This window comes from Xanthobacter pseudotagetidis (assembly GCF_043194795.2).
GTDB lineage: Bacteria > Pseudomonadota > Alphaproteobacteria > Rhizobiales > Xanthobacteraceae > Xanthobacter > Xanthobacter tagetidis_A.
In genome coordinates this window covers 1,544,444-1,558,551 of sequence record NZ_CM195534.1, presented here as the reverse complement: position 1 = coordinate 1,558,551, position 14,108 = coordinate 1,544,444, and the positions used below count along the sequence as shown (strand labels likewise).

Below are 14,108 nucleotides of genomic sequence, written 5' to 3'. Positions count from 1 at the left end.
GCGCCGCCACCGCCGGGTCGTGCCCCCCGCACGCACAAGCTCCACGCAGGGAGAACCATCGGTGACGGATCTGGCCTCAGGTTACGCGTCTGGCGGGGCGCACGAGGGGCGCGCAGGCTGGGGTGCCATGTCCGCCGTTGCCCAGAGCATGCGCGAACTGCTCGAACGCATCGGTGGCCGCGCGCCGGAGCCACCCCGCGGGACGTCCATCTGGGAGCTGAGCCCGGAGGAGGTGCGCCGGTCGGTCGCCTCGTTCGAGCGGCTCGTGGCGGCGCTCGCTGCCGGGTCCGATGGCCGGCCGGAGGCGCAAGGCGCTGCCGCCGATCCCCTTCGGGCGGAGGCCGCGACGCCCTGGGAGCCCCCCTCGGGGCCTGTCGGCGGTATGCCGGTAGACCATGTGACGCAGAAGGATGGCGGGGCCTCGCCGCGAGTGGTAAATGGCGGCAAGAGTGGCGAGAATCCGCACGAGGACTCCATGTCTCGCAGGTATTTCGGAACCGACGGCGTGCGTGGCCGCGCCAACGCCACGCTCACGGCGGACCTCGCCTTGCGCGTCGGCATGGCGGCCGGCCTCGTGTTCAGCCGCGGCGAGCACCGCCACCGGGTGGTGATCGGCAAGGACACGCGCCTGTCGGGCTATATGCTGGAGACCGCCTTGGTGGCGGGCTTCACTTCCGTGGGCATGGACGTGTTCCTGCTCGGACCGATGCCCACCCCCGCCGTCGGCATGCTGACGCGCTCCATGCGCGCCGACCTCGGGGTGATGATCTCGGCCTCGCACAATCCGTTCGACGACAACGGCATCAAGCTGTTCGGTCCGGACGGCTACAAGCTCTCCGACGAGGTGGAGCGGGAGATCGAGGGGCTGGTCGGCCAGAACCTCTCCAAGCGGCTCGCCAAGCCGGCCGAGATCGGCCGCGCCAAGCGGCTTGAGGGCGTGCACGCGCGCTACATCGAATATGCCAAGGGCACCCTGCCCCGGAACCAGTCGTTCGAGGGCATGCGCGTGGTGGTGGACTGCGCCCACGGCGCCGCCTACCGCGTCGCCCCCGAGGCGCTGTGGGAGCTGGGCGCGGACGTGATCTCCATCGGCGTCGAGCCGGACGGCCTCAACATCAACCGCGACGTGGGCTCCACCTCCACCGGCGCGCTCTCGGCCAAGGTGCGGGAGGTGCGCGCCGACATCGGCATCGCCCTCGACGGCGACGCCGACCGCGTGATCATCGTCGACGAGAAGGGCCACGTGGTGGACGGCGACCAGCTCATGGCGGTGGTGGCCGAGAGCTTCAAGGTGGACGGCCGCCTGTCGCGCGACGGCATCGTCGCCACCGTGATGTCGAACCTCGGCCTCGAGCGCTATCTCGCCAGCGAGGGCCTGACCCTGGCCCGCACCGCCGTCGGCGACCGCTACGTGCTCGAGCGCATGCGCGCGGACGGCTACAATGTGGGCGGCGAGCAGTCCGGGCACATCATCCTGTCCGACTATTCCACCACCGGCGACGGCCTCGTGGCCGCGCTCCAGGTGCTGGCGGTGGTGGCGCGCAGCGGCAAGCCGGTATCCGAGGTGTGCCATCGCTTCGAGCCGATGCCGCAGATCCTCAAGAACGTGCGCTACGGCTCCGGCAGGCCGCTGGAGAACGAGGCGGTGAAGAAGGCTATCGCCCGCGGCGAGCAGCGCCTGTCCAACACCGGCCGCCTCCTCATCCGCCCCTCGGGCACCGAGCCGGTGATCCGCGTCATGGGCGAGGGCGAGGACCGCGAGCTGGTGGAGACCGTGGTGGACGAGGTCATCGACGCGCTCCAGCGCGTCGCCGCCTGAGGGACGCCCTGGCGCCGGTGCGGATACCGGCCCTCACCGAAAGGCATTGCCGTGCCCCCTCTCCCCTCGTCGGAGAGGGACGGATGACGGTTGCCCAGCCACCCGCGGGAACTCTCGAAGGCCGGCGGAACCCCTCGCCCCGTCCTCTCCCGCATGGGGAGAGGGGACGCGAACGGGGGGGGGGCGGCCTCGGGTCTTCGGCCATCGCCGCGCAATCACGCTGCGGCCATCCCGGCCGAACCCGCGCTATCCCTTGGCCGGCAGCGGCCAGGTGCGGATCTGCTCGGCGACGGCGGGGAAGCGGGCCGCGAGCTCGTCGGCCTTGCCGAGCTCCACGTCCTGCGGCTCGACCCCCGGCCATTCGGTGGACCCGCCGAGGAACCAGCGCCGGGATCCGGCGACGCGCGCGGTGTGGAACGTGCCGCCGGGGATGAACAGCTGCACCTTGTGCCCGGCTTTGAGGTCCGGCCCGACCACGTGCCGCGCGGCGGTGCCGTCCTGAAGCATCAGCAGCACCTCGATCGGATCGCCGAGATAATAGTGGTAGAGCTGGTCGTTGCGGATGCGGTGCAGCTTCACCGGCTCGGCGGGCGTCAGCATGAAGAACAGCGCCGAGCCCATGGGCCGCCCGTCCGCGAACGGGACCGCCAGCCCGCCGGGGGCGATCCGCTCCTTGCTCACATAGGTGAGGCGCACGTAGCCGCAGGTGGCGTTCGGCTCCAGCGCGAGCAGCCGCATGACGTCCTCGTGTGTCATGTCATGGGGCATGGTCTCTCCCGGCGCACTGGATGAGGCAAGGCCCGCGCCGGCGAGCGCGGTGCCAGCAAGCGCGGTGCCGGCAATGAAGCTCCGTCGGCTGCGATCAATCATGTCTGACCCCCGCGGTTGCGTGCGTCAGACAAGCACACCCGGAGCGCCGTTCCAACCCACTGCATCCCTTGCGCCGCAAGGCTGGGCTGCCCCTGTGCCGGCTCGCCCGACCCGCCCCTTGGCGCCGCCGCGCCGGCCTCGGGATTCTCCGAGGCTGACAGGCTTGCTGCGCTGCGCATAATAGGCAGAGTGAATGAAGCAGCCTGCCCGCAGGCCCCTGGCCGGGCGCGCGGGCCGCGGGTGACCGACCGATGCCGCTCGAACGTCCCATGATCCTTGCCCTCCAGGGCGCGGACCGCGAGGTGATCCAGGCGCTGCTGGCGAAGGCCGCGCGCCGCCTGGCGGCGGGGGGCGTGCGGGTGATCGGCGTGATCGAGCACCTGCCCGAGGGCGGCGGGCACGAGGACGTGCTGCTGCTCGACCTCGTCTCCGGCGAGACCCACCGCCTGCACCAGGACCTCGGCCCGGGCGCCGCCGGGTGCAGCCTCGACCCGGCCGGGCTCGCGGCCGCCTCCGCCGGCGTCGAGCGCGCCATCGCCGCGCGCCTCGCCGAGGGCGGCGACATGTCCGACACCGTGGTCGTGCTCTCGAAGTTCGGCCGCCAGGAGGCGGAAGGCCGCGGCCTCACCAGCGCCTTCCACGCCGCCGTGGCGTCCGAGATGTGCGTGCTCACCTCGGTCTCGCCCACCGTGCGGGCGGAATGGGACGGCTTCGTCGGCGACCTCGCCAGCATCGCCCCGGCCCATCTCGACGCGGTGGATGCCTGGTGGGGCATGGCCGAGGTGGTCGCCGGCTGAGCGCGCCGCCTGACGCGCCCTATACCACGCGCCGGCGCCGGCGCGGGATTTCGCCGGCGGCCGGTGGTCGGCTAGTCTGCGGCATCGAATCTGCGCCCGGAGCCGCCATGCCGAAGCTCACCTGCGAGGTCTCGGCCTCGCTCCTCGACGCGCTGGCGCGCGCCGCCGCCGGGACCGGGGAGAGCATCGACCACATCGTCTCCCGGGCGCTGGCCGACGCGCTCCAGGTGGAGCACGGCACGCTGTTCCAGGTCTCCACCTCGGGCGCCATCGTCGAGGGGCTGTTCGGCGGCGTGGTGTCGGTGGGCACCCTGCGCGAGCACGGGGATTTCGGCCTCGGCACCTTCGCCGGCCTCGACGGCGAGATGATCGCCCTCGACGGCGCCTTCTTCCAGATGCGGTCGGACGGCACGATCCACCGCGCGGAGGACGGGATGCAGGTGCCGTTCGCCCTCGTCACGCACTTCACCCCCCAAGGCGAGGACACGCTGGCGCCGTTCGCCTCCATGGCGGAGCTCCTGGCCCGGCTCGACGCGCGGCGCGACAGCGACAACATCTTCTACGCCGTGCGCCTTTCGGGCCGCTTCGCGACGGTCCACGACCGCGTCGCCTGCAAGGCGGGCGCGCACGAGACGCTGGTGGAGGCCACCAGCCACCAGGCCGAGTTCCGCCATCAGGACGTGCCGGGGACCATGGTGGGCTTCTACACGCCGGCCTATGCGCGCGGCATCGGCATCCCCGGCTGGCACCTGCATTTCATCAGCGCCGACCTCAGCCGCGGCGGCCACGTGCTGGGCTGCGCGGGAGCCGGCATCCGCCTTGAGATGGAGCGGCTCGACGACTTCCGCTCGCCATGCCGGAGACCGCCGCCTTCCTGAAGGCCGACCTCTCCGGCGACACCGAGGCGGCGCTCGACACGGCGGAGCGGGCCACGCGCTGAGCCCGGGAATTTTTCGCGGGCGCCCCGCGCGCAAGCGGAACCGCAGCCGCATCGCCGCGTTGATGGGGGTTGAGGAAACCCCATGGGACACGCGCCATGACCGCACCCCGCATCGCCGCCGCCATCCCTGCTGCCATCCCTGCCGCCCTGAGCCGGCGCGACGCGCTGGCGCTGGCGGGCGCCGCCGCCACCCTCGCCATGCCGCGCATCGCGCGGGCGGCGGCGCCGTTCCAGCAGCCGCCTCTGCCCTACGAGGAGAGCGCGCTCGCCCCCACCATCTCGGCGCGCACCGTGGGCCTGCACTACGGCAAGCACCACAAGGGCTATTACGACAAGCTCAACACCCTCGTCGCCGGCAAGCCCTATGCCGACATGTCGCTGGAGGAGGTGGTCGTCGCCTCGCGCAAGGCCAATGACGCGCCGGTGTTCAACAACGCCGCCCAGGCCTGGAACCACGACCTCTACTGGATGGAGTTCAAGGGCGGCCCGAACCCGCCCAAGGGCGCCTTCGCCGACACGGTGAAGCGCGACTTCGGCGACCTCGCGGGCCTCAAGAAGGCCATGACCGACACCGGCGACGGCGTCTTCGGCACCGGCTGGGTCTGGCTGGTGCGCGATGGCGACAAGCTGGCGGTGGTGGGCCTCAAGGACGCCATCAACCCGCTGCCCGACGGCAAGACCGTGCTCGCCGGCATCGACGTGTGGGAGCACGCTTACTATCTCGATTGGGAGAACAGGCGCACCGCTCACGTGAAGGCGGTGCTCGACGACCGCATGAACTGGGCCTACGTCTCCGAGCGCTTCGGCTGAGCCGTAGCGGCCGGTCGGCGGCGATCTCCCGGTCCGGCAGGCGGTCGCCGTCAACCATGACGCCAGAGCCCCGGCGCGGCCCCCTGGCGAGCCTGCCGCGAAACCGGTAAGACGGCAGGGTTGCGGGAGAACCCCATGTCCGAGCGTTGTGTCACCCGTTCCCTCACGCGCTCGACGTGCGCCGCGCTCGCGTTCGCCCTCATCGCGCTCGTCGTGCTGGCGCTCGCCGCCTGCCAGGGCTCGCCCGACAGCTGGGGCACCGGGGTCGTGAAGGAGACGGATGCGTTCGGCGACTATGCCGAGACGGTGGTCTCGATCCCCAAGCCCACCGCCGGGCCGCGCCAGTTCGTGTGCCAGGGCCCGTTCGCGCCCAACACCACCGCCATCAACATCGCCGCCGATTTCGGCCAGGCCAACGTGATCTCCGCCCCGGTGATGGAGCCGGACGGCACGGTCGCCAACGGCACGGTGCTGCTGCCCGGCGATCCCGCCCTGCGCCTGGACATCGCCTGGGGCGACGCCATCGGCATGACCAATCCGCGCCGCGTCGCCTTCACCGAGGCCACCGCCTGGACCGTCAACGGCCTCGGCATCGGCGCGAGCCTCGCCGACGTGGAGAAGGCCAACGGGCGGGCGTTCCGCATCCAGGGCTTCAGCGGCCCCGCCGGGGGCGTGGTGGCCGACTGGCAGGGCGGCAAGCTCGCCAATCTCGGCGGCGGCTGCCGGCTCGGGCTGCAGCTGGCGCTGCCGGCCACGGTCTTGGACCAGGTGCAGGGACGGGTGGCGGGACCGAAGTTCTTCTCCTCCTCCGACGCCGCCGTGCGCGCGGCCAATCCCACGGTGGGCCTGTTCTGGGTGCTCTACCGGTAGAGCGCCCGCCGCCCGGCCCGCACCGCAAGCCGGGCGGAGGAGGCGTCCGCTTTGCTTTTGGTCGGATCGCGCTCTAGCGCTCCGGCGGCCCGCTCTCCCCGTCCTCGTCCTCCTCGGGGGCGCCGGGGATGGCGTAGGCGCCGGAGAGCCAGCGGTTGAGGTCCACGTCGGCGCATCGCTTGGAGCAGAACGGGCGATATTTCTCCACCGCCGGCTTGCCGCAGATCGGGCAGGGCTTCGCCGCCGGCGCCTGCCCCGGCGCGTCGGCCGCGCTCACGCCGCGCGCTCCACCCAGCCGGCGCGCACGTCGTAGCCCTCGCCGGCGAGCAGGCCCACGGTCTCGGCGAGCGGCAGCCCCACCACGTTGGTGTAGGAGCCCACGAGCTTGAGCACGAACGCCCCGGCGATGCCCTGGATGGCATAGCCGCCCGCCTTGCCGCGCCACTCGCCGCAGGCGAGATAATCCGCCACCTCGTCGCGCGACAGGCGCTTGAAGCGCACCCGCGTCTCCACGAGGCGCGTATGGGCGCGGCGCTTCCTGTCCATGACGCAGATGCCGGTATAGACTCGGTGGGTGCGCCCCGAGAGCAGCCTGAGGCACGCCTCGGCCTCGTCGGTCAGCTCCGGCTTGGGCAGGATGCGCCGGCCCACCGCCACCACCGTGTCGGCGGCCAGAACCAGGGCCGGGATGCCCGCGTCGTTGGCACGTGCCGCCACCAGCCGCGCCTTCTCCTCGGCGAGCCTCTGGGCGAGGCGGCGCGGCAGCTCGCCCCGCTCGGGCGCCTCGTCCAGCTCCGCCGGCATCAGCAGGTCCGGCTCGATCCCGGCCTGGTTGAGGAGCGCGAGCCGGCGCGGCGAGCCGGACGCGAGGACGAGCTTCACCTTGTCTTCCACGGGATCGAGACCCTTTCCGCGCTGGCGACCGTGCCTTCCGGGCGCAGCCGCCCGCGGCCGGCACGCTAATGGAAAGGGCCGCCGGTGTGAACGGGGCAGTTGCTTCGCGGCGCCCGCCGGAGCCACTGGACCCGCCCCGCGCGGCATGCTATCGCCCGCCCCTCAATCGGCACGAGGATCAGGCGCCATGGCGCTCCGGCTGCGACGACGAGAGGACGGACCGCGCGCAAGCGCGTCCCTTCGCCTGCCCGCCTGACCGCCCCCGGGTTCCCCCCGGCGCCGGATCAGCGGGCGCCAGCGCCTGCCGATCCGAAATAGGCCATGACAGAGCTTCCCCTTCTCCTTGCCCTCGAGCAGCCCCAGGACGTGCCCGCCATCGAGCGGCTCCATGAGCGCACCTTCGGCCCCGGCCGGTTCGCGCGCACCGCGTTCCGCATCCGCGAGCAGGCGCCGCACGCGCCGGATCTGTCCTTCACCGCCCGCGTCGGCACCATGCTGGTGGGCTCGGTGCGCCTCACGCAGGTGCGGATCGGCGAACATCCCGCCTTGCTGCTGGGTCCGCTCACCGTGGAGCCGCCGTTCCAGTCGGTGGGCATCGGCGCGCGGCTGATGGAGGTGGCGCTGGAGGCCGCCCGCAATGGCGGCCACCGCCTCGTGATCCTGGTGGGGGACGAACCCTATTACGCCCGCTTCGGCTTCGCCCGCGTGCCGGCCGGCCGCGTCACCCTGCCCGGCCCGGTGGACCCGGCGCGGCTGCTGGTGTGCGAGCTGGCGCCGGGCGCGTTCGAAGGGGTCGCGGGGCCGGTCACGGTCTGACGGCGCGCCGTCTCAGACCAGGTGCTGGCCGGCATCGAGCGCCAGCATCTGCCCGGTGAGCGAGGGCGTCTCGACGAAATAGCGGATGGTGCGGCCGAAGTCGGCAAGGCGCGGGGCGTGCTTGAGCGGCGTCGCCGCCACCTCGCGCGCGAACGCCTCCGGGGCGAGGCCCTCGTGCGGCAGCACCGGGCCGGGGCCGATGCCGAGCACCCGCACGCGTGGCGCGAGGCGCTCGGCCAGCATGCGCGTCGCGGCCCACAGGGCCGATTTCGAGACGCCGTAGGAGAAATGATCCGAGGTGAGCCGCAGCACCCGCTGGTCGAGGATGTTCACCACCACCCCGTCCGCGCCCTGCGGCAGGCGGGCGGCGAAGCGGTCGGCGAGCACGGCAGGCGCGAGCGTGTTGACGCGGAAATGCCGCTCCATGGCGGCGGCGTCCACCCCTGCCCCGTCGTCCTCGAACAAAGCGGCGCAGTTCACCAGCACGCCGAGCGGGCCGAGCGCCGCCTCGGCGTCCGCCGCCAGCGCCGGCAGGCGTCCGGTCTCGGCGAGGTCGGCCACCACCAGAGCGGCGCGCCCGCCGTCGGCCGCGATCTCGGCCGCCAGCGCCGCCGCCGCGTCCGCCGACCGGTTGGCGTGGAGCGCGACGCCGTAGCCGTGCGCCGCGAGGTCGATCGCGATGGCGCGGCCGATCCGGTAGGCGGCGCCGGTGACGAGCGCGACCCTGGGGACGCTCTGGGGCTCTCGCATGTTCGCGCCTCCATGGGACCGCGCGGCTTCAGCGGGCCGCGCAGCGCCGTGTGTCACATCTCGCCCGGCAAATGAAGGGGGCACGTCCGACGCATCGTTACCCGCTCCGGCCTGCGGTTCCGCCGGGGCACGGCCCCTCTCCCTCGGGGAGAGGGCAGGCTTTGGCAGAGGCCTGCGCCATCGATGGGGGTATCGCCCCTCCCGCCGAAGGCCGGAGGGGCCGGAAGGGGCGACGGCCCGCCGGCTTTATCGCCGGGCGATCCGGGGCTAGGCTTTGGCCGTATCGGCAGCGCAGGGGCGCGGGGCGGCTGTCCCCGCGCATCATGGGACGGGAGCCGGCCGGAGGCCGACGGATCAGGGCATGAAGCAGGACGAGACGACCCACTCCCCGGCGGCCGCGACGGCACGCCCGGCCTTCGATCCCTTCGCGAGCCACCAGAAGATCATCGTGCGCGGCATGAAGACCGACATCAATGTCGGCCTGCACCCGTGGGAGACCCACCCCGAGCATCCCACCCGCGTGATCGTCGACGTGGAGATGTACGCGCGCTGCGAGCGGCTCGGCGACAGCCTTTCCACCATCATCGACTACGACCCGATCCGCGCGCTGGTGACCCGCGATTGGCCCAAGCGCCCGCACACGCCGCTGCTGGAGACCTGGGCCGAGGAGCTGGTGGCGTTCTGCTTCGCCGACCCGCGCATCGACGCCTGCCGGGTCTCCATCGTGAAGCCCTACATCTTCCCGGAGACCGAGGCGGTGGGCGTCGAGGTGTTCCGCCTGCGCCCGCCCGGCACCTGAGCCGCATTCCCTCGCTCAGGGCACCGCCGCGAGGACCAGCGCGCCCAGCACGGCGGCCATGGCGAGATCCGACACCATGGCGATCCGCTCCTTGGCGTTGCCGCCGCCGCGCATCGCGTGCTGCACCCCGGCCAGCGCCAGGAACAGGGCGGTGGTCACCGCCGCCGGCACCAGGAAGGACGGGAACGGCAGCGACAGCATGCCGAGCGCGCCCATGGAGGTGTTGGCGAAGCCGAGCTCGCGCACCAGCACCGCCGCCTTGGGATCGGCGACGCCGAGGATGTCCCGCGAGGTGAACAGCGGCTTGGTGATCTGCCGCAGGCCGGCGGTGAGGAGGCGCACGCCCGCCGCCCAGAACACGAACCACTTGAGCGCGAGCGGCACGAGGCCGCCGCCATGGACGGCCCATTCCACCGCCACGGAGCCGAGCGGCAGGGCCGCCATGAGGACCAGGATCGCGGCGAGATACATGGGCGGCTCTCGGGTTGGCGGAGGGAACCGGCGCGTAGAGTGCCGCAACCACGGTAGCGAGGTCCAGCACGAGCTTGCGCGGCGCGAAGCCGGCGCGAAGCAGGTCGCGGCAAGAAAAAAGGCCGGGAGCGGACGCCCCCGGCCTTCCGTCCTTGCGCGATCGCGGCGGATCACTCCGCCGCCACCGGCCTGTGCCTTTTGTGGCCGCGGCGGATCACTCCGCCGCCACCAGCCTGTGCCTTTTGTGGTCGCGGCGGATCACTCCGCCGCCACCGGCCTGTGCCTTTTGTGGTCGCGGCGGATCACTCCGCCGCCACCACCTGCGGCCGGCCGCGGGCGAGGCGCTCGCGCTTGAGCAGCTCGGCCACCAGGAAGGCGGTCTCGATCGCCTGCTCGGCGTTGAGGCGCGGATCGCAATAGGTGTGGTAGCGGTCGCGCAGGTCCTCGTCCGAGATGGCGCGGGCGCCGCCGGTGCACTCGGTGACGTTCTTGCCCGTCATCTCCAGGTGCACGCCGCCGGCGAACGTGCCCTCGGCCGCATGGATGTCGAAGAACGAGCGGATCTCCGACTGGATGCGCTCGAACGGCCGGGTCTTGTAGCCCGACGCCGCCTTGATGGTGTTGCCGTGCATGGGATCGCACGACCACACCACCGTGCGGCCCTCCTTCTCCACCGCCCGGATGAGGCCGGGCAGGTGCTCGCCCACCTTGTCGGCGCCGAAGCGGCAGATCAGGGTGATGCGGCCGGCCTCGTTGTCCGGCTGGAGGATGTCGAGCAGGCGGATGAGGCCCTCGCCCGAGAGCGAGGGGCCGCACTTGATGCCGATCGGGTTGCGGATGCCGCGGAAGAACTCCACGTGCGCATGGTCCGCCTGGCGGGTGCGGTCGCCGATCCACAGCAGGTGGCCGGAGGTGTCGTACCAGTCGCCGGAGGTGGAATCCACGCGGGTGAGCGCCTGCTCGTAGCCGAGCAGCAGCGCCTCGTGGCTGGTGAAGAAGTCGGTGGTCCGCATCTCCGGGTGGCTCTGCGGGTTGATCCCGCAGGCGCGCATGAAGTCGAGCGCCTCGGTGATGCGGCCCGCCAGTTCCTGGTAGCGCGAGGACTGGGGGCTGTCCTTCACGAAGCCGAGCATCCACTGGTGCGCGTTCTCGAGGTTGGCATAGCCGCCGTTCGCGAACGCGCGCAGCAAGTTGAGGGTCGCCGCCGACTGGCGGTAGGCCTCGATCTGCCGGCGCGGGTCGGGCACGCGCGCCGCCTCGGTGAAGGCGATGTCGTTGACGATGTCGCCCCGGTAGGAGGGCAGCGTCACGCCGTCCACCGTCTCCGTGTCGGCGGAGCGGGGCTTGGCGAACTGGCCGGCGATGCGGCCCACCTTCACCACCGGCGAGCCGCCGGCGAACGTCATCACCACCGCCATCTGCAGGAAGACGCGGAAGAAATCGCGGATGTTGTCGGCCGAATGCTCGTCGAAGCTCTCGGCGCAGTCGCCGCCCTGGAGCAGGAACGCCTCGCCCTTGGCGACGCGCGCCAGCTCGGCCTTCAGCCGGCGGGCCTCGCCGGCGAAGACCAGCGGCGGGTAGGAGGCGAGCTTGGCTTCCACGTCTCCCAGCGCGGCCTTGTCCGGATAATCGGGCATCTGCAGGCCGGGATAAAATCGCCAGCTATCCGGACGCCAGCCTTCGGCGCGGCGGGAAGCCTCGGCGCCAGGGACGGATGCGGATTGCGGGCGGGTCACCATTTCACTCTCCTGGAGATGGGTTCCGGTACGCCTTCGTGCCGGACCGGCCCGTGCCGCGTTCCTCTTGTGTTCGCGCCCTGGACCGGAAGGCGGGCTTATACACGAGGAACGCGCCCCCCGAAAGTGAGGGTCACCACGGCAAAGCCCACGCCCGGTTGCGGCCGGCCGGGCGCACGCCGTTGTGATCCGCCCGCGCGCCGCGCGCCGCAAAGCGGACGCCGAAGATGGCATGATGGGGGCTCCCCCGGCCGACGCCTCGGGCGCGCCGGACCCCACGGACAGGGAAAGCGCCATGACCTTCGCCCGTCTCGCCGTCGCCGCCGGCACGCTGTTCGCCGCCTTCGCCGCGGTGCCGGCGCTCGCCCATCACGGATGGGGCAGCTACGACACCGCGAAGGCCTTCACCATCACCGCGCCGGTCGAGCACCTGGAATGGGTCAATCCCCACGCCCACCTGATGCTGAAGCATGACGGCGCCACCTGGGAAGCGACGCTCGCCCCGCTCTCGCGCATGCAGGCGCGCGGCCTCACGCAGGAGATGCTGAAGCCCGGCACCATCGTCGCCGTCCACGGCTATCCCTCCACCCGCACCGCGAACGAGATGCGCGCCGAGCGCATAACGGTCGAGGGAAAAACGGTCGAACTGCGCTGAGGCGGCAGCGTGGACCTGCTCTTCGCCCTCGCCGCACTGGTCGAAGGCTCGGCGCTCGGCCGGCTCGCGCGCGCCAGCGTCTGGCTGTATCCGGCCGCGAACCTCGTCCACGTGCTCGGGGCCGCGCTGCTGGTGGGGGCCATCGCCACCTTCGACATCGCCGTGCTGCGGCGGGTGCCGGCCGCCCGCGCGGTGGTGCGCGCCGGGATGCCGGTGGCGGCCGCGGGCCTCGTGCTCCTGCTGGCCTCGGGCACGGTCCTGTTCGCGGCCGAGGCCGGGCCGCTGGTGCGCAACGTGGCGTTCCTCGCCAAGCTCGGCTTCATCGCCCTCGGCATCCTGAACCTCGCCTTGTTCCACCTGGTGTTTTCCGGCGCCCTGCGCCGCGGCGACATCCCGACGGGCGCGCGGCCCTACGCCGCCCTCTCGCTCGCGGCCTGGATCGCCACCCTTCTCCTCGGCCGCGGCATCGCCTATGTGTGAGCCGCGTTCGCGCTGCATCGCGGTATGAACCCATCCCTCGGATCGCCGCAGCCGTCCGCTTTTCCCTCCTCCGTGTCTGTTGCGGGACACGCGTCCTCATCCGAGTGATCGATGCCCAAGACCGGCGCTCCCGCCCGCCCCTTGAAGCCGCCTTTCGCCGAGTTCGTCGCCCTCATCGCGCTGATGATGGGGATGACGGCCTTCTCCATAGACAACCTCCTGCCCGCCTTCGGCGCCATCCGGGCCGACTTCGCGCTTCGCGATCCGAACGACGTGCAGATGCTGGTCTATGCCTATCTGATCGGCATCGCCGTGGCGCAGATCTTCTACGGCACGCTGTCCGACGTGGTCGGGCGCCGGCCGGCGCTGCTGGCGGGGCTCGCGGTCTATGCGGCGGGCAGCCTCCTGGCGCTTGTCACCGGGAGCTTCGGCCTGCTCATCGTCGCCCGGGTGATCCAGGGCGTCGGCGCCTCGGCCGGGCGGGTGATGGCGGTCGCCATCGTGCGCGACCGCTTCGAGGGCCGCGAGATGGCCCGCATCATGTCGCTGGTGATGATGGTGTTCCTCACCGTGCCCATCGTCGCCCCCGCGCTCGGCAGCGCGATCCTGGCCTTCGGCTCCTGGCACCTCATCTTCATCGCCATGCTGGCGCTGGGGCTGGTCGTGACGGTGTGGTTCGCGGCGCGCATGCCGGAGACGCTGCATCCCGAATACCGCATCCCGTTCTCGGTGCGCGCCATCTGGGCCGGCATGGTGATGACCGTCACCAACCGCCGCGCCTTCGGCTACGCCACCGGCATGGGGCTGATGATGGGGGCGCTGATGGCCTATGTGGGCTCGGCCTCGCAGGTGTTCGACACCGACATCTACAGGCTCGGCCACCTGTTCCCGGTGGTGTTCGCGGCGGTGGCGGCGATCATGGCGGCGGCCTCGTTCCTGAACGCCTCGCTGGTGCGCCGGCTCGGCATGCGCCGGCTGTCGCACGGCGGGGTGATCGGCTTCGTGATCGCGTCGCTCGGCATGGTGGCGGCGGCGCTCGCCTATGACGGGCGCCCGCCGCTGCTGCTGTTCTGCGCGCTGGTGGCGGCGGCGCAGTTCCTGTTCGCGCTCACGGTGCCGAACTTCAACTCCACCGCCATGGAGCCGCTCGGGGCGGTGGCCGGCACCGCCTCGTCCTTCATCGGCTTCTACACCACGCTGATGGCGGCGCTGATCGCCTTCGGCGTCGGCCGCGCCTTCGACGGCACGGTGCTGCCGATCTCGCTCGGCTATGCCGGGCTCGGCATCCTCGCCTTGCTCGCCGTGCTGTGGGCGGAGAAAGGCAAGCTGTTCCACCACGCCTGAGCGGGAGGCCCTCTCAGGACGAGGTACCGCTCAGGACGACGTGCCGTTCAGGACGAC

Annotated in this window: 16 protein-coding genes; 10 read left to right on the top strand and 6 right to left on the bottom strand. The window is 72.0% G+C overall.

What is annotated here, in order from left to right; all coding sequences use genetic code 11:
* Window positions 1-475: 475 nt before the first annotated feature.
* The gene (glmM, locus tag V5F67_RS07130; RefSeq protein WP_394020102.1) at window positions 476-1,819 is read left to right on the top strand and encodes a phosphoglucosamine mutase; all 1,344 of its coding nucleotides are present in this window, start codon (window positions 476-478) and stop codon (window positions 1,817-1,819) included.
* 246 nt (window positions 1,820-2,065) lie between these two features.
* On the opposite strand, the gene V5F67_RS07125 is transcribed toward glmM, so the two are convergent.
* A complete protein-coding gene (locus V5F67_RS07125) occupies window positions 2,066-2,587 on the bottom strand; it encodes a cupin domain-containing protein (RefSeq protein ID WP_394019734.1) in 522 nt (173 codons plus the stop codon).
* A gap of 371 nt (window positions 2,588-2,958) precedes the next feature.
* Here V5F67_RS07125 and V5F67_RS07120 point away from each other — a divergent pair, with 371 nt between their 5' ends.
* From V5F67_RS07120 to V5F67_RS07105, 4 genes are all read left to right on the top strand, one after another.
* Window positions 2,959-3,486 (top strand): DUF2478 domain-containing protein, encoded by a 528-nt coding sequence (locus V5F67_RS07120; protein WP_394019736.1) that lies wholly within the window; start codon window positions 2,959-2,961, stop codon window positions 3,484-3,486.
* Window positions 3,487-3,593: 107 nt separating this feature from the next.
* Window positions 3,594-4,364, top strand: a complete 771-nt coding sequence (budA, locus tag V5F67_RS07115; protein ID WP_394019738.1) for an acetolactate decarboxylase — start codon at window positions 3,594-3,596, stop codon at window positions 4,362-4,364.
* Window positions 4,365-4,522: 158 nt separating this feature from the next.
* Window positions 4,523-5,236: a superoxide dismutase gene (locus V5F67_RS07110; RefSeq protein ID WP_394019740.1), complete on the top strand. Its 714-nt coding sequence runs from the start codon at window positions 4,523-4,525 to the stop codon at window positions 5,234-5,236.
* Window positions 5,237-5,371: 135 nt separating this feature from the next.
* Window positions 5,372-6,106, top strand: coding sequence for a hypothetical protein (locus V5F67_RS07105; protein ID WP_394019742.1), 735 nt, complete (start codon window positions 5,372-5,374; stop codon window positions 6,104-6,106).
* A 73-nt stretch (window positions 6,107-6,179) separates the two neighbouring features.
* Here the strand turns inward: V5F67_RS07105 and yacG are convergent, their stop codons facing one another.
* Both yacG and V5F67_RS07095 read right to left on the bottom strand, forming a co-directional pair.
* Window positions 6,180-6,383 carry a DNA gyrase inhibitor YacG gene (yacG, locus tag V5F67_RS07100; protein ID WP_394019744.1) on the bottom strand — a complete coding sequence of 68 codons (204 nt, stop codon included), beginning with the start codon at window positions 6,381-6,383 and terminating at the stop codon, window positions 6,180-6,182.
* Complete coding sequence (locus V5F67_RS07095) at window positions 6,380-7,000, bottom strand: Maf-like protein (RefSeq protein WP_394019746.1); 621 nt, start codon at window positions 6,998-7,000, stop codon at window positions 6,380-6,382. Before V5F67_RS07095 ends, yacG begins: the two co-directional genes overlap by 4 nt.
* A gap of 321 nt (window positions 7,001-7,321) precedes the next feature.
* Between V5F67_RS07095 and V5F67_RS07090 the strand changes: the two genes are divergently transcribed.
* Entirely contained in the window at window positions 7,322-7,816 is a 495-nt protein-coding gene (locus tag V5F67_RS07090; RefSeq protein WP_394019748.1) for a GNAT family N-acetyltransferase, read from the top strand.
* 12 nt (window positions 7,817-7,828) lie between these two features.
* Here the strand turns inward: V5F67_RS07090 and V5F67_RS07085 are convergent, their stop codons facing one another.
* On the bottom strand, window positions 7,829-8,566 hold the full coding sequence (locus tag V5F67_RS07085) for an SDR family oxidoreductase (protein ID WP_394019750.1): 738 nt from the start codon (window positions 8,564-8,566) through the stop codon (window positions 7,829-7,831).
* Between the two features lie 361 nt (window positions 8,567-8,927).
* Between V5F67_RS07085 and V5F67_RS07080 the strand changes: the two genes are divergently transcribed.
* Window positions 8,928-9,365, top strand: coding sequence for a dihydroneopterin aldolase (locus tag V5F67_RS07080; protein WP_394019752.1), 438 nt, complete (start codon window positions 8,928-8,930; stop codon window positions 9,363-9,365).
* A 15-nt stretch (window positions 9,366-9,380) separates the two neighbouring features.
* Here V5F67_RS07080 and V5F67_RS07075 read toward each other — a convergent pair whose 3' ends face one another.
* Window positions 9,381-9,836: a hypothetical protein gene (locus tag V5F67_RS07075; RefSeq protein ID WP_394019754.1), complete on the bottom strand. Its 456-nt coding sequence runs from the start codon at window positions 9,834-9,836 to the stop codon at window positions 9,381-9,383.
* Between the two features lie 302 nt (window positions 9,837-10,138).
* A complete protein-coding gene (locus V5F67_RS07070; RefSeq protein ID WP_394019756.1) occupies window positions 10,139-11,575 on the bottom strand; it encodes a class II 3-deoxy-7-phosphoheptulonate synthase in 1,437 nt (478 codons plus the stop codon).
* A gap of 292 nt (window positions 11,576-11,867) precedes the next feature.
* Between V5F67_RS07070 and V5F67_RS07065 the strand changes: the two genes are divergently transcribed.
* The 3 genes from V5F67_RS07065 to V5F67_RS07055 all read left to right on the top strand — a co-directional run bounded on the left by V5F67_RS07065 (window position 11,868) and on the right by V5F67_RS07055 (window position 14,051).
* Window positions 11,868-12,227 (top strand): DUF6152 family protein, encoded by a 360-nt coding sequence (locus V5F67_RS07065; protein ID WP_394019758.1) that lies wholly within the window; start codon window positions 11,868-11,870, stop codon window positions 12,225-12,227.
* Between the two features lie 9 nt (window positions 12,228-12,236).
* A complete protein-coding gene (locus V5F67_RS07060) occupies window positions 12,237-12,707 on the top strand; it encodes a hypothetical protein (protein ID WP_394019760.1) in 471 nt (156 codons plus the stop codon).
* A 111-nt stretch (window positions 12,708-12,818) separates the two neighbouring features.
* Window positions 12,819-14,051: a multidrug effflux MFS transporter gene (locus tag V5F67_RS07055; protein ID WP_394019762.1), complete on the top strand. Its 1,233-nt coding sequence runs from the start codon at window positions 12,819-12,821 to the stop codon at window positions 14,049-14,051.
* Window positions 14,052-14,108: the final 57 nt, after the last annotated feature.

Bases quoted from the DNA above. Each gene is read 5' to 3' on its own strand.
- glmM (WP_394020102.1), top strand. From the start codon at position 476: ATGTCTCGCAGGTATTTCGGAACCGACGGCGTGCGTGGCCGCGCCAAC.
- V5F67_RS07125 (WP_394019734.1), bottom strand. From the start codon at position 2,587: ATGCCCCATGACATGACACACGAGGACGTCATGCGGCTGCTCGCGCTG.
- V5F67_RS07120 (WP_394019736.1), top strand. From the start codon at position 2,959: ATGATCCTTGCCCTCCAGGGCGCGGACCGCGAGGTGATCCAGGCGCTG.
- budA (WP_394019738.1), top strand. From the start codon at position 3,594: ATGCCGAAGCTCACCTGCGAGGTCTCGGCCTCGCTCCTCGACGCGCTG.
- V5F67_RS07110 (WP_394019740.1), top strand. From the start codon at position 4,523: ATGACCGCACCCCGCATCGCCGCCGCCATCCCTGCTGCCATCCCTGCC.
- V5F67_RS07105 (WP_394019742.1), top strand. From the start codon at position 5,372: ATGTCCGAGCGTTGTGTCACCCGTTCCCTCACGCGCTCGACGTGCGCC.
- V5F67_RS07090 (WP_394019748.1), top strand. From the start codon at position 7,322: ATGACAGAGCTTCCCCTTCTCCTTGCCCTCGAGCAGCCCCAGGACGTG.
- V5F67_RS07085 (WP_394019750.1), bottom strand. From the start codon at position 8,566: ATGCGAGAGCCCCAGAGCGTCCCCAGGGTCGCGCTCGTCACCGGCGCC.
- V5F67_RS07080 (WP_394019752.1), top strand. From the start codon at position 8,928: ATGAAGCAGGACGAGACGACCCACTCCCCGGCGGCCGCGACGGCACGC.
- V5F67_RS07075 (WP_394019754.1), bottom strand. From the start codon at position 9,836: ATGTATCTCGCCGCGATCCTGGTCCTCATGGCGGCCCTGCCGCTCGGC.
- V5F67_RS07070 (WP_394019756.1), bottom strand. From the start codon at position 11,575: ATGGTGACCCGCCCGCAATCCGCATCCGTCCCTGGCGCCGAGGCTTCC.
- V5F67_RS07065 (WP_394019758.1), top strand. From the start codon at position 11,868: ATGACCTTCGCCCGTCTCGCCGTCGCCGCCGGCACGCTGTTCGCCGCC.
- V5F67_RS07055 (WP_394019762.1), top strand. From the start codon at position 12,819: ATGCCCAAGACCGGCGCTCCCGCCCGCCCCTTGAAGCCGCCTTTCGCC.